A 12,871-nucleotide genomic window follows, 5' to 3' on the forward strand; every position below is an offset into this window, starting at 1 on the left:
GCCTGGTCGGGGCGATCCTCGGCCGCCAACAGTTTCCTGGCCGTAGATAGGGCCGCCCAGAACCAGGGAGATGAGCCCGGCCCTCGTCTGATAGTGCTCTTCCCGGGGCCTGCGGCGGCCGGAATGATCGGTGCTGACCGATCCGGCTAAAGGCTGCGGAGCAGAGCGGATGACCGAGCGAACTATCTACCTCGACCCTGATCGACGCGACCCGAGCTCCCGGAGGATCGGCGTTCGGGCCTTCCGCTGGTATGCCAAGGTCGAGCTCGATCGCGATGGGTACGTCGATGCCCTGACCTCGCGGGGGTACGACTTTGAGCTGCCCGCCGCCTACGAGGAGGCCGTCGAACGGGCACGCGGCGCCTGTATCGAGCGCATCCGGTGCGACGGCTACCCGGGCGAGCTCTGGTTCGTGGGCGGCCCGCGCTGGGTCACCTTGCATGTTCAGTTCCCGCAGGTCGAAGCTGTGGTCGAGGCGCTGCGCTTAGCCGAGATCGACCACGACTACAGCGAGCTCCACGCGCTCGCCGACTGGCGCTTCCAGTCGATGACTGGCTCGCTCCCGGCGAGCGGGAGCTGATGCGAGGCATCGACTTTGACGCGCCGCCCCACGCGTTCCTGAAGTTTCTACGGGGCAAGGCCAAGAAGTACGGAGTGCGCCTCAACGGCCGGGCGACTGCTGGAAGTGTGTGGGTCCGCCCGACGCTGCCGTCCGCTCAGAAGCAGATCCGGGAGATGTTCCCCGCGCAGCATCCTGGGTGGGTGGACCGGTGGACCGGGTATGTCGAGGCGGACGATGCCCCCTTCCGGCCCTGGGTGGGCGGTAGAGACCAGGACCTCAGTTACGGCGCGACACCCGTGCAGTTCCGCTCTGCGGAGACGCCGACCGGCAGCGCCTGTCCCTGCGGCATGAGCCTGAAAGACCTCTCGGACGACGGAAAGGTGCACAACGCCCACCATGTGGCGTGGGCGTTCGGTATCCGTGCGCCCAAGAACCTCGAATGGTGGAGCGACCTGGCCGTCGTGACGACGCAGTCACCCATCGCGTGGAGGAAACTGGCATACAAGGTCGCGCGGATGCCGCAGAGGGAGAACCACTACGACTTCCCCTCGTGGTCCCACGTTAGCGAGCCCGAGGTGACCCCGGACAATGTGCGGGCGTACCTGCTGCAGGCGAACGGTTGCGTCATTGGCTACCTGACCGCCCACGACTTCAACGAGCACCGCAGCTGGAATCTGATCGACGGGTCACGGTACGGGGACGAGGACGACACCATGCGCCCGCGCATCGACCTGGTCTGGGTGGCGGATGCCTACCGCCGCCAGGGTGTCGGTGCCACGCTTGTACACGCGCTCGCGGACGACTTCGGCTGTCAGGTTGCAGACGTGTCCTGGTCAAGCCCAATCAGTGACGCAGGCCGGAGTCTTGCACGTCGGCTCTCGCCCGAGGGCATCTGGGTCAGCTGACCCGCAGTTCAGGGACCATCACCCCCAAGGGACCGGCCTCGGCCGCTGGCTCTGGGAGGCAAGACGTACTGGTGCCGAGAGGTCGGAGGAGGCCCGATCGCGGCGTGATGAACGGGTGGCACAGCGGATGCTGTGCCACCCGCTTTCGTTACCGTCCGCGACTGCGTGCAGTCGAAGGTGATCGGCGGTGTGGGGCAGCCAGCCCCAAGGCGCTGGGGAGCGCCAGGCATGGGCGGGCTGCGGATTCTCCCCAGATTCTCCCCAGGGGGTCCTGAGAGCCACTCCCGTGCGTTCGCAGGAGCTAAGTTGATCAGTGGTTCTGCTGTGCGGTCTACAGCCAGTCGCGCTTCTTGAAGATGACGTAGAGGCTGACGCAGACCGCTGCCATCAGCAGGATTGCGAAGGGGTAGCCTGCCGCCCACCGCAGCTCCGGCATGGTCTCGAAGTTCATGCCGTAGATCGTTCCCACCAGCGTGGGTGCAAACAGGATGGCGGCCCACGAGGAGATCTTCTTGATCTCCTCGTTCTGTTCGAAGCCTGCTTCCGCCAAGGCGCGCATCTCGGCGTTCTGTTGTTGGGAGACCAGGGTGGCGTTGACCGTCAGGATTTCCGTCAGGGCCTGGCGGAAGCCGTCCACGCGTTCGCTGGTGTGGGTGACGTGGTCCGCCACGTCGCGGAGGTAGCGCTGGAGCTCCTCGTCCGTGCCGTACTTGGCGAAGCCGGCCATCAGGGCGTGGAGCATGCCGACCAGGGGGCGGGTCGCGCGCTGGAACTCGACCATTTCGCGGGAGAGTTCGTAGATGCGGCGGGAGACCGCCGGGTCACCGCGGAAGACCTCGGTCTCGATCTCGTCGATGTCCGTCTGGACTCCCTCCACGACCGGTGCGTAGCCGTCGACCACCGCGTCGAGGATGGCGTACAGGGCGGCCTCCGGGCCCAGGCGCAGGAGTTCCGGGGTCTGCTCCATGCGGCGTCGGACGCTGGAGAGGTCCGGGGCGCCGCCGTGGCGGACGGTGATCAGGAAGTCCGGGCCGACGAAGATGTGGAGCTCGCTGAACTCGACCTCCTCCTGCGCGTCGAGGTAGCGGGCCGCGCGCAGGACGACGAAGAGGGTGTCTCCGTAGCGTTCGAGCTTGGGACGCTGATGGGCCTCCAGGGCGTCCTCGACGGCGAGTTCGTGGAGGTTGAACTCACCGGCCAGGGAGTGCAGTTCGGGCTTGGTGGGCCGGTGCAGGCCGATCCAGGCCATGCCGTCGGGTTCGCCGCGCAGCTGCCGGAAGGTGTCGGCCAGGGTGGAGGGGGAGGCGACCCGGCGGCCGTCGCGGTAGACGGCGGAGTCGATCACGCTGCGGTGGTTCGCCTGCGCGGCGGCCCCGGCCGGGGATGCGGGGCCCGGGTGGCGGTCGGGCGGCGAGGGGCGGCGGTCTGGACGCTCCGACATCGCAGGTCAGCTCCCGGTCGAACGTATGTTTACGGGCAAGGTGCAGGATATACGGGAGAAAGGGGCATCGGAGCGGGGTCGGCCGACTTCCCCGGTCCCCGGCGCGGACTTCGCGCCGTGCGTGGCCCTTGAGGACAGAAGATGTCCGCAAGGGACGGTTAGGTTGCTGTCATGGCCTCCAGGACGACGCACCCGCATCCCGTACTCGGCACCCGCGCACTGAACCGTGCCACGCTCGCCCGCCAGCTGCTCCTCAGCCGCGCCGAGATGTCCGCGCGCGACGCCGTGGAACACCTCCTCGGGCTCCAGGCGCAGAACGTGAAGCCGCCCTACTTCCAGCTCCATGCCCGCCTCGCCGGATTCCGGCCCGCCGAGCTGGCCGGGCTCATGGAGTCCCGCGAGGTGGTCCGGATGGTCACCATGCGCTCCACCATTCACACCCACACCGCCCGGGACGCCCTCACCCTGCGCCCCTTCGTCCAGCCTGCCCGCGACCGCGAGATCGGCTACTTCCGCAAGGGCCTGCCCGGGGTGGACCTCGACCAGCTCGCCGAGCGGGCCCGCGCCTTCGTCGAGAGTGCGCCGCGCACCATGGGGGAGATCCGCGAGGAGCTGCTCAAGGAGTGGCCCGAGGCCGACCCGCAGTCCCTCTCCGTCGCGGCTCGCTGCCGGCTGCCGCTCGTCCAGGTGACGCCCCGCGGGGTGTGGGGCCGCAGCGGGCAGGTCCGGCTGACCACCGTCGAGCAGTGGCTGGGGACGAGCGCCGGGCAGGCACAGCCCGTGGACGAGGTCGTGCTGCGCTACCTCGCCGCCTTCGGGCCCGCCTCCGTCAAGGACATGCAGGTCTGGGCCGGTCTGACCCGGCTGCGGGAGGCCTTCGAGCGGCTGCGTCCGGGCCTGGCCGTCTTCCAGGACGAGGGCGGGGTCGAGCTCTTCGACCTCCCCGGTGCGCCCCGGCCCGACGCCGACACGCCCGCGCCGCCGCGCTTCCTCCCCGAGTTCGACAACCTCCTCCTCTCGCACGCCGACCGGAGCCGCGTGGTGCCGCCGGAGATCAAGGGCCGCACCTGGACGGGGAACCAGGCCCACTGCACCCTGCTCGTCGACGGGTTCCTCGCCGGGCTGTGGAAGCTGGACGGCGCCGCCCTGACGGTCGAGCTCTTCGGTGGCGTCACCAAGGCGCGCAGGGACGAGATCGCCGCCGAGGGGGAGCAGATGGCCGCAGTCATGTCCGACACCGCGGACGCGGATGCAGGTGCCGCCCGCACGGTCTCCGTTCGCTTCGGGTCAATCCACGGCTGACGCCGCTCTGGTGGTCCTTTCACCGGACACGGCACGATGCCTGGCATGACCGAAAGCACGCAGAACAGCACCCGCAACACCGCCGCCGACGCGTTCCTGGCCGCGCGGGACTTCCTGCTGGAGCGCCGCGGCGACTACGAGGGCGCGCGCGCCGGATTCACCTGGCCCCGGCCGCACCGCTTCAACTGGGCCCTGGACTGGTTCGACCGCATCGCCACCGGCAACGGAGCCGACGCCCTGCGCATCGTCGAGGAGGACGGCACCAGCCGGAGCGTGTCCTTCGGGGAGCTGGCCGTACGGTCCGACGCGGCCGCCAACTGGCTGCGCGGGCAGGGCGTCGCCGCGGGCGACCGGGTCCTGGTCATGCTCGGCAACCAGCGGGAGCTGTGGGAGGTGATGCTCGCCGCGATGAAGCTGCGCGCCGTGGTCATCCCCGCCACCCCGCTGCTCGGCGCGGCCGACCTGCGCGACCGGGTCGAACGCGGTCACGTACGCCACGTCATCGCGCGCGCCGAGGACACCGCCAAGTTCGACGAGGTGCCCGGCGGCTACACCCGCATCGCCGCCGGACCGGAGGTCCCGGCCGGGTGGCGGCGGCTGGAGGACATGTACGCGGCCGACGCCCACTTCACGCCCGACGGCGAGACCCTCGCCACCGACCCGCTGATGCTGTACTTCACCTCCGGCACCACCGCCCGCCCCAAGCTCGTCGAGCACACGCACGCCTCGTACCCCGTCGGGCACCTGTCCACCATGTACTGGCTCGGCCTGCGCCCCGGCGACGTCCACCTCAACATCGCCTCGCCCGGCTGGGCCAAGCACGCCTGGTCCAACGTCTTCGCCCCCTGGAACGCAGGCGCGACCGTCTTCGTCCACAACTACGCCCGCTTCGACGCCGAGCGGCTCATGGCCGAGATGGACAAGCACGGCGTGACCACCTTCTGCGCCCCGCCGACCGTGTGGCGGATGCTGATCCAGTCCGACCTGACCAAGCTGGCCACGCCCCCGCGCGAGGCCGTCGCCGCCGGGGAGCCGCTCAACCCGGAGGTCATCGACAAGGTCCGCGAGGCCTGGGGGATCACCATCCGCGACGGCTTCGGGCAGACGGAGACCACCCTCCAGGTCGGCAACTTCCCCGGCGTCCCGGTCAAGCCCGGCTCCATGGGGCGTCCGGCGCCCGGCTACGAGATCGTGCTCCTCGACCCGGTCACCGGCAAGGAGTCCCCCGAGGAGGGCGAACTCTGCGTGGACCTGCGCACCGGGCCCGCCGGGGTGATGACCGGATACCGCGACGACCCGGAGCGCACCGCCGAGGCCATGGCGGGCGGGCTCTACCGCACCGGCGACATCGCCGCCCGCGACGCCGACGGTTACCTCACCTACATCGGCCGCGCCGACGACGTCTTCAAGGCTTCCGACTACAAGATCAGCCCGTTCGAGCTGGAGAGCGCCCTCCTGGAACACGAGGCCGTCGCCGAGGCCGCCGTCGTCCCGGCCCCGGACGCGCTGCGCCTCGCCGTCCCCAAGGCGTACGTGACGCTGGCGGCCGGCTGGGAGCCCGGGCCGGAGACGGCCCGGGCGCTGTTCGAGCACTCGCGCGCGGTGCTGTCCCCGTACAAGAGGATCCGCCGCATCGAGTTCGGCGAGCTCCCGAAGACCGTGTCCGGCAAGATCCGCCGGGTGGAGCTGCGGGACCTCACCGCGGCCGGCTCGGCGGCGGAGTACGCGGAGGCCGACCTGATGTGACCGGCCTGATGTGACCGGCCTGAGGTGACCCCGGGCGCTACGCGGGCAGGTGCGCCTCGATCGCGGCGATGACCTCGGGGGACTCGGGCTCGGTGCGCGGGCGGAAGCGGGCCACGACCTCACCGGCGGGGGAGATCAGGAACTTCTCGAAGTTCCACAGGATGTCCCCCGCCTCGCCCTCCGCGTCCGGGGTCTTCACCAGCTCCTGGTACAGCGGGTGCCGGTTCTCCCCGTTGACCTCGGACTTCTCCAGGATCGGGAAGGTCACGCCGAAGCCGGCCGCGCAGAAGGTCTGGATGTCGTCGGCGTTGCCGGGCTCCTGACCGCCGAACTGGTTGCAGGGCACGCCGATCACGGTGAAGCCCTTCGCCTCGTACGCGAACTGCAGGCGGGCCAGCCCCGAGTACTGAGGGGTGAGCCCGCACTGCGAGGCGGTGTTCACGACCAGGATCGCCTTGCCCTTGTGGGCCGCGAGGCTGGTCGGCTCGTCGGACAGGGTGGTCAGCGGGATGTCGTAGAGGCTCATCGGGGGCTCTCCTCGGCAGGAAGGGCGGCTAACAAGTAGCGATAACGCTCCGAGCCTAGGCCCCCGTGCCGATCAGTGCGTCCGCCGGGTCGTTGACCGGCAGCGGCATGCCGGTGAGGTCCATGACGAACAGCGGTATGCCCAGGTCGTCCGCCCGGGTGCGGGCGTCCTCCGTGTATCCGGCGAGGGAGAAGTAGACGCTGGTCGCGGAAGCTGTGAGTCCGTTCAGCCAGACGCATTCCACCGCCCGCAGCCCGGCCGGTGCGGTGGTCGGGTCCACCTGGGCGACCAGGCCCGGAGCCCGCAGGTCCACGGCCGCGGAGGGGATCGGCCGCCCGTCCGGCTGCCGTACATCCTGGAAGCCGAGCCAGCGCAGGTACAGCGCGGCCGTGGCCACGGCGTCGCGGGCCGTACGGATGGTCACCGGGCGGAACGGCGGCCGCGGCACCGCGGGGTCCGATGGCGGCGGTACGGGGCCGGGGCGCGGGCTGCGCCGCACGGGCGGCCGGGCCGGACCGGCCGCGGGCTCCCCGGGCAGGCCCCGCTCCGTACCCGCGGGCGGCTCGTCCCGGAGGCCGTCGGTGTCGTCCCCGTGCTCCCCCTGCTCCGGACCGGACGGACCGGATGCCGAAGGACCGGATGTCCAAGGACCGGCCCCCGACGGACCGGACTGCTGCGATCCGGACCGCGCACCCGACGGCCCTGACCCCGGCTGCTCGCGACCTGCACGCTCCGGTCCCGCCCGCTCCGGCTCGTCCTGCTCCAGCGGATGGACCGCGAGTCGCACCACCGTCCCGCAGGACCCGCACCCCACCTCGGGATGCGGCCACTCGCTCTCCCGCCCGCAGCTCGCGCACCGCACCGTCACCCAGGCGTCCGACCAGGTGCGATGGGTCAGCGGCTCCGGCGGGGCCGTCAGGTCCAGCGGCGGGACCACCGGGCTCCCGCAGGCGCAGGGGAAGACCGGGGAGGTGTAGCTGTTCTCGCGCATGCACCCCGGGCAGCGCACCGGTACCGCTTCCGCCATGAGACCTGGACCCCTCCGTAGCCGTGCGTGGGTCCATGCTCCACCACCGGCCACCACCGGGGCGGTCAGTCCTCGGATTCCCGTGGATTCCGGCCAGAGGGGCGGCCAATTTGTGCGAGTCACGAAGCGAGAAGCGGCTTTTGGTGGGTTCCGGGGTGCTGAAGCGCCTTGACGTGCGCGAAACTGCCGCTTAGCTTGTTCCGTATAGCAGAACAAAACTTCCGGATTACGGAAAAGCCTGACCGTCGGACCCGCAGGAGAACTCGATGCCCCGTATGACAGCCGCCGCCGCTGCAGTGGAGATCCTCAAGCTCGAGGGCGTTTCGCAAGCCTTCGGCGTGCCCGGCGCTGCGATCAACCCGTTCTACCGCGAGCTCAAGAACGTGGGCGGCATCAACCACACGCTGGCCCGCCACGTCGAGGGTGCCTCGCACATGGCCGAGGGCTACACGCGTGCCAAGGCGGGCAACATCGGTGTCTGCATCGGTACGTCCGGCCCCGCCGGCACCGACATGATCACCGGCCTGTACTCGGCGATCGCCGACTCGATCCCGATCCTGTGCATCACCGGTCAGGCTCCGGTCTCGAAGCTCCACAAGGAGGACTTCCAGGCCGTCGACATCGCCTCGATCGCCAAGCCGGTCACCAAGAAGGCCACGACCGTCCTGGAGGCCGCGCAGGTCCCGGGCGTGTTCCAGGAGGCCTTCCACCTGATGCGCTCCGGCCGCCCCGGCCCGGTCCTGATCGACCTCCCGATCGACGTCCAGCTGACCGAGATCGAGTTCGACCCGGAGACCTACCAGCCGCTGCCGGTCTACAAGCCGCAGGCCTCCCGCGCCCAGGCCGCCAAGGCCATCCAGTTCCTGCTGGAGTCCGAGCGTCCGCTGATCGTCGCCGGTGGCGGCATCATCAACGCCGACGCCTCCGACCTGCTGGTCGAGTTCGCCGAGCTGACCGGCGTTCCGGTCATCTCCACCCTCATGGGCTGGGGCGTCATCCCGGACGACCACGAGCTGAGCGCGGGCATGGTCGGCGTCCAGACCTCGCACCGCTACGGCAACGCGACCTTCCTGGAGTCGGACTTCGTCCTCGGCATCGGCAACCGCTGGGCCAACCGTCACACCGGCTACAACCTCGACGCGTACCGCGGTGACCGCAAGTTCGTCCACGTCGACATCGAGCCCACCCAGATCGGCAAGATCTTCGCGCCGGACTTCGGCATCGCCTCCGACGCCAAGGTCGCCCTCGAGCTGTTCATCGAGGTCGCCAAGGAGCTCAAGGCCGAGGGCAAGCTGCCGGACTTCTCCGCCTGGGCCGCCTCGGGCCAGGAGCGCAAGGCCACCCTGCAGCGCCGCACGCACTTCGACAACATCCCGATGAAGCCGCAGCGCGTGTACGAGGAGATGAACAAGGCCTTCGGCCCGGAGACGCGCTACGTCACCACCATCGGCCTCTCCCAGATCGCCGGCGCGCAGATGCTGCACGTCTACCGGCCGCGCAACTGGATCAACTGCGGCCAGGCCGGCCCGCTCGGCTGGACCATCCCGGCCGCCATCGGTGCCGCCACCGCGGAGCCGGAGACCCCGATCGTCGCGCTCTCGGGCGACTACGACTTCCAGTTCATGATCGAGGAGCTGGCGGTCGCCGCCCAGCACAAGGTCCCCTACGTCCACGTCCTGGTGAACAACGCCTACCTGGGTCTGATCCGTCAGGCGCAGGGCGGTCTCGGCATCAACTTCGAGGTCAACCTCGAATTCGAGAACATCAACACCCCCGAGCTGGGTGTCTACGGTGTCGACCACGTCAAGGTCGCCGAGGGCCTGGGCGTCAAGGCCATCCGCGTCACCGACCCGGACAAGCTGGGCGAGGCCTTCGAGCAGGCCAAGAAGCTGGCCCAGGAATTCCAGGTCCCGGTCGTCGTCGAGGCCATCCTGGAGCGCATCACCAACATCTCGATGAGCAAGACCGTCGACATGAGCGACGTCACCGAGTTCGAGGAGCTGGCCACCGAGTCCGGCCACGCCCCCACCGCGATCAAGCCCCTGAAGGTCTGACCGCGCCGGGACCGCTCGACGGTCCCGCAGCGGTACGACGACGGCCCCCGTTCCCTCCGCGAGGAGGGGCGGGGGCCGTCCTGCATGCCCGGGGCGGCGCCGACCGGGGCTTGCTAGCCGGGGTGGGGGCCGAGTTCCGCGTCCACCGCGCCGGTCAGCAGCTCCCGCGCCCGTTCCAGGGTCAGGGAGCCGCTCAGCCAGCGTTCGCTCAGGCCCTCCACCAGGGCGGTCAGCCGGTCGGCCGCGTCGAGGGGGGTGACGTGCAGGTCGGCGAGGCCCGCCGCCTGGGCGTCCGAGATGGCGTCCGCCGTGTCCTGGGACCAGGAGCGGGTGGACTCGGCCAGGGTCTCGCGCAGATCGGTGTCGAAGATGGCACTGGCCCGCAACTCGCCCCAGGCGGTGCTGTTCTCGCGGACCCGGGGGGTGTCCTGGAGTTCGCCGAGCAGCAGCTGGAGCAGTACGGCGCGGGCGTCCTCGGTGCCCTTCAGGGCCTCGTCGGTGTAGCCGGTGGCGCGGTCGCTGATGAAGGCGAGGGTGCGCTGGACGAGTCCGGCGCGGTCCTTGAAGTGGTAGTAGATCAAGGCCGTGGAGACGCCGGCCTCGGCCGCCAGCTCCTCGACGCGCAGGCCTCTGACGCCGTTGCGTGAGATGACCCGTACGGCTGCTTCCAAGATCAACGCCTGGCGGTCGGCCACTCTTGCCCGCACCTTTCGTCGTATGAGCACTTGACTGAGCTTTCAGTCAGGTCCCACGATAGCTCTCATCCGACCGCCTGACTGATTTTTCAGTCTCGTTCATCCTGACTAAAATTTCAGTCAGGATGCTCTACCGAGGGAGCACCCCTGATGACTGCGAAGAGCAGGACGAACGTGACCGCGCGGATGCCCGCGGAGTGGGCCGAACACGAGGCCTGCCTGATGGTCTGGCCCACCCGCGCCGAGCTGTGGGGGCCCGCCTTCGAGGCGGCCCTCGGCGAGTACGCGGCCGTGGCCCGGGCCATCTCCGCCTTCGAGCCCGTCGTCATGATCGCGGCACCCGGCCGCGCCGAGGAGGCCCGCGCCGCGTGTGCCGGCGCCGGTGCCGGTGCCGGCGCCACCGACGGTCACGGCATAGAGGTCATCGAGCTGCCGGTGGACGACTCGTGGCTGCGCGACTCCGGCCCGATCTTCGCCTACGACGAGGACGGCGCCCGGGTCGGCGTCGACTTCCGGTTCAACGCCTGGGGCGAGAAGCACTACCCCTGGGCCGCCGACGACAAGCTCGCCTCCCTCCTCCTGGACCGGCTCGGCACCCCGCGCGTCCACTCGTCGATGATCCTGGAGGGCGGCGCCCTCACCGTCGACGGCGAAGGCACGCTGATCACCACCGAGCAGTGCCTGCTGCACCCCAACCGCAACCCCCGGATGAGCCGCACCGATATCGAGGAGGAACTCGGCCGCCGCCTGGGCATCGAGAAGGTCATCTGGCTGCCCTACGGCGGCCTGGAGGACACCGAGACCGACGGCCACGTCGACGGGGTCGCCGCCTACGTCGCCCCCGCCAAGGTGATCGTCTCCCTCCCCGAGGACCCCGCCCACCCCGACCACGCCCGGATGCGCGCCAACCTCGCCGTCCTGGAGGCCTCCACCGACGCCCGCGGGCGCGCCCTGGAGGTCGTCACCGTCCCGCAGACCACCTACGGCGAGGTGGCGGGCACACCCGTGGAGGTCGGGTACCTCAACTTCTACCTGGCCAACGGCGGTTGCGTGGTCCCGCTGGGCGGCGACACCCGCTCCGGGGCCGACGGGGCCGCCCTCGCCGCCATCGCTTCGGCCCTGCCCGGCCGCAAGGTGGTCGGCGTACCGACCCCGGCACTCGCGTACGGCGGCGGCGGGGTCCACTGCATCACCCAGCAGCTCCCCACGGCACGGAAGGGCCCCACCGCATGAGCTACGAACTCCTCACCTCCTACGGTTCGCCCCTCGGCTCCCCGGCCCGCACCGAGCCGGCCGAGCGGGGCTCCCTGCGCGTCGGCCTCGTCCAGATGCGCTGGTACCCCGACGCGGAGGAGCACGACGAGCGGCTGCGCGAGGGCGTGGCCCTGGCCGCCGCGGAGGGCGCCCGGGTGGTGTGCCTGCCGGAGCTCACCCGCAGTCCCTACTTCTGCAACACCGACGACCCGATGGCCGACGGAGCCGCCCGGCACCTCGAAGACGTCGAGGACGGCCCCACCGCCCGCCTCGCCGCCGAACTCGCCACCGGCCTCGGCATCACCGTCCACGCCTCGCTCTACGAACGGGCCCGGGACGGCGGCCTCGGCTACAACACCGCCGTCTGCGTGGACCCGTACGGCACGCTCATCGCCCGGACCCGCAAGAACCACATCCCCGCCTTCCCCGGCTACCGCGAGGACCTGTGCTTCCGCCCGGGGGACAGCGGCTTCCCGGTCGTCGCCCACGAGGGCGCCCGCTTCGGCTTCCCCACCTGCTGGGACGAGTGGTTCCCCGAACTCGCCCGTGCCTACGCCCTGCACGGCGCCGAGATCCTCGTCCACCCCACCGCCATCGGCTCCGAGGTGGACCTCCCCGACTTCGACACCCGCCCGATGTGGGAACACGCCATCAGCGCCAACGGCCTGGCCAACGCCCTGTTCATGATCGTGCCCAACCGCGTCGGGACCGAGGGCCGTTCCACCTTCTACGGCTCCTCCTTCATCTCCGACCCCTACGGGCGGGTCATGCTGCGCGCGCCCCGCGACCGCCCCGCCGTCCTCGTCGCCGACCTCGACCTCGACCAGCGCCGCGACTGGCTGGACTTCGGCCTGCTCCGCACCCGCCGCCCCGAGCTGTACGGACAGCTCACCGAACCGATCACCGCCTAGCGGCTTCCCGCCCGCGGGCGGGGCCCGGCGGCGGTCGATGCGGGCGGCGTCCGTGGGCGAGGCCACGCCGGGCAGGCCCTTCGCGGACCGCTGCGCGACCGCGAGCTGCGGGACCGGCGCGGAGTCCGCCGGGCGGGCAACGGCAGTTCCGCAACGGTATGGGGCGGGGAACGACAAAGCGCCGGGTCACGGGACCGTCCGTGACTCGGCGCTCTGGTTTGTGACCGCCCGACGGGGCGAGGCTGGCGCGACAGGACGTTCGCACCGCCGGGCGGAGTAGGAGGCTCCTCCGGTCCGTACAGGGGGCTCTGTGCGTCGCCCCTGTACGGGAGAGGAGTGGCTGGGACCGTGGCGGTCGGCGACGAGAACTCCGGCGTCGTCTCCCTCAGGTCAAGAGACGGGCCTCGGAACCCATTACCACCGCACTGGCTCGCACGCCCGCCACGGT

Annotated in this window: 11 protein-coding genes; 7 read left to right on the forward strand and 4 right to left on the reverse strand. The window is 70.5% G+C overall.

What is annotated here, in order from left to right; genetic code table 11:
- Window positions 1–169 precede the first annotated feature (169 nt).
- The gene (locus IO30_RS0133055; RefSeq protein ID WP_031149220.1) at window positions 170–580 is read left to right on the forward strand and encodes a hypothetical protein; all 411 of its coding nucleotides are present in this window, start codon (window positions 170–172) and stop codon (window positions 578–580) included.
- Window positions 580–1,467, forward strand: a complete 888-nt coding sequence (locus IO30_RS0133060; protein ID WP_031149222.1) for a GNAT family N-acetyltransferase — start codon at window positions 580–582, stop codon at window positions 1,465–1,467. The genes IO30_RS0133055 and IO30_RS0133060 overlap by 1 nt, the downstream gene beginning before the upstream one ends.
- A gap of 331 nt (window positions 1,468–1,798) precedes the next feature.
- On the opposite strand, the gene IO30_RS0133065 is transcribed toward IO30_RS0133060, so the two are convergent.
- Window positions 1,799–2,908: a magnesium and cobalt transport protein CorA gene (locus IO30_RS0133065; protein ID WP_031149224.1), complete on the reverse strand. Its 1,110-nt coding sequence runs from the start codon at window positions 2,906–2,908 to the stop codon at window positions 1,799–1,801.
- A 171-nt stretch (window positions 2,909–3,079) separates the two neighbouring features.
- Between IO30_RS0133065 and IO30_RS0133070 the strand changes: the two genes are divergently transcribed.
- Both IO30_RS0133070 and IO30_RS0133075 read left to right on the forward strand, forming a co-directional pair.
- Complete coding sequence (locus tag IO30_RS0133070) at window positions 3,080–4,210, forward strand: winged helix DNA-binding domain-containing protein (RefSeq protein ID WP_031149226.1); 1,131 nt, start codon at window positions 3,080–3,082, stop codon at window positions 4,208–4,210.
- 45 nt (window positions 4,211–4,255) lie between these two features.
- Window positions 4,256–5,956, forward strand: coding sequence for an AMP-binding protein (locus IO30_RS0133075; protein WP_031149228.1), 1,701 nt, complete (start codon window positions 4,256–4,258; stop codon window positions 5,954–5,956).
- A gap of 37 nt (window positions 5,957–5,993) precedes the next feature.
- On the opposite strand, the gene IO30_RS0133080 is transcribed toward IO30_RS0133075, so the two are convergent.
- Window positions 5,994–6,482, reverse strand: a complete 489-nt coding sequence (locus IO30_RS0133080; protein ID WP_031149229.1) for a glutathione peroxidase — start codon at window positions 6,480–6,482, stop codon at window positions 5,994–5,996.
- Between the two features lie 55 nt (window positions 6,483–6,537).
- Window positions 6,538–7,473 (reverse strand): hypothetical protein, encoded by a 936-nt coding sequence (locus tag IO30_RS0133085; protein ID WP_237403392.1) that lies wholly within the window; start codon window positions 7,471–7,473, stop codon window positions 6,538–6,540.
- A gap of 302 nt (window positions 7,474–7,775) precedes the next feature.
- Here IO30_RS0133085 and gcl point away from each other — a divergent pair, with 302 nt between their 5' ends.
- The gene (gene gcl / locus IO30_RS0133090; RefSeq protein WP_031149233.1) at window positions 7,776–9,563 is read left to right on the forward strand and encodes a glyoxylate carboligase; all 1,788 of its coding nucleotides are present in this window, start codon (window positions 7,776–7,778) and stop codon (window positions 9,561–9,563) included.
- Window positions 9,564–9,676: 113 nt separating this feature from the next.
- Here the strand turns inward: gcl and IO30_RS0133095 are convergent, their stop codons facing one another.
- Complete coding sequence (locus IO30_RS0133095) at window positions 9,677–10,258, reverse strand: TetR/AcrR family transcriptional regulator (protein ID WP_031149235.1); 582 nt, start codon at window positions 10,256–10,258, stop codon at window positions 9,677–9,679.
- Between the two features lie 150 nt (window positions 10,259–10,408).
- On the opposite strand from IO30_RS0133095, the gene IO30_RS0133100 reads away from it, so the two are divergent.
- Both IO30_RS0133100 and IO30_RS0133105 read left to right on the forward strand, forming a co-directional pair.
- Window positions 10,409–11,491: an agmatine deiminase family protein gene (locus IO30_RS0133100; RefSeq protein ID WP_078904893.1), complete on the forward strand. Its 1,083-nt coding sequence runs from the start codon at window positions 10,409–10,411 to the stop codon at window positions 11,489–11,491.
- Entirely contained in the window at window positions 11,488–12,423 is a 936-nt protein-coding gene (locus IO30_RS0133105) for a nitrilase-related carbon-nitrogen hydrolase (protein WP_031149238.1), read from the forward strand. The genes IO30_RS0133100 and IO30_RS0133105 overlap by 4 nt, the downstream gene beginning before the upstream one ends.
- Window positions 12,424–12,871 lie beyond the last annotated feature (448 nt).

The sequence above is a fragment of the Streptomyces xanthophaeus genome, from assembly GCF_000725805.1.
GTDB lineage: Bacteria > Actinomycetota > Actinomycetes > Streptomycetales > Streptomycetaceae > Streptomyces > Streptomyces xanthophaeus.